This window comes from Phyllobacterium sp. SB3, from assembly GCF_040009165.1.
In the GTDB taxonomy this organism is placed as follows: domain Bacteria; phylum Pseudomonadota; class Alphaproteobacteria; order Rhizobiales; family Rhizobiaceae; genus Phyllobacterium.
The window spans coordinates 1-593 of the sequence record NZ_JBDYKI010000030.1 but is presented as its reverse complement, the minus strand read 5'-3'; the positions used below and the strand labels follow the sequence as shown (position 1 = coordinate 593).

At 42.3% G+C, this 593-nt stretch carries 1 protein-coding gene; it reads right to left on the bottom strand.

Features of this window, described 5'->3' with window-relative positions:
- Positions 1-78: 78 nt before the first annotated feature.
- The coding region (locus ABKW30_RS29255) for a phage portal protein (RefSeq protein WP_348602483.1) at positions 79-593 on the bottom strand (515 nt) is incomplete at its 5' end.

Below are 593 nucleotides of genomic sequence, written 5' to 3'. Positions count from 1 at the left end.
ACAATATCCTTAGGAGCAGTTGCATCCATGTCTATCCAATCATAAAACCAGCGGTCATCATTGGATACAATCGCTCCCTTAATCTGAATGATTGTCATCCTCATTTCCTCCTTTCTCTATTTCGTTTTCACCCTGATAGTTCTTAGTGATAAGGAAAGAATCCCCACCAGGAACAGCCTCAAGACCAAGTTCCAATCTCACCTCATTTCGAGTCATAGCCCCAGATGAGATGAGTTTATCTATGTTCTCAGCCAGAGCAAACTTATCCAGTCCCCCCTCACCAAAAATCACAAATTTTTTCTGATTAGCGTATCCAGCCGAACTCACCATAGCATGGTTTAGAGCGTCACCCACTTTTTTAACCAGCGATTCATAACAATAACTGTTAAACATCTTCTGGCTATTAGACAAATCAGCCATATCTCCATGCATCAAAGCCGTCGGCAAACCTAATATATCCGCAACCTCGTCATCAAATTGACGTCTCAGTTTCTTCAACTCTTCAACTGATAGATTTGTAGTTCCTACCGTATTGGTCAACTCCGAATACTCCACACCATCCATTGTCGGTACAATGGCAACCGTCTTAGACG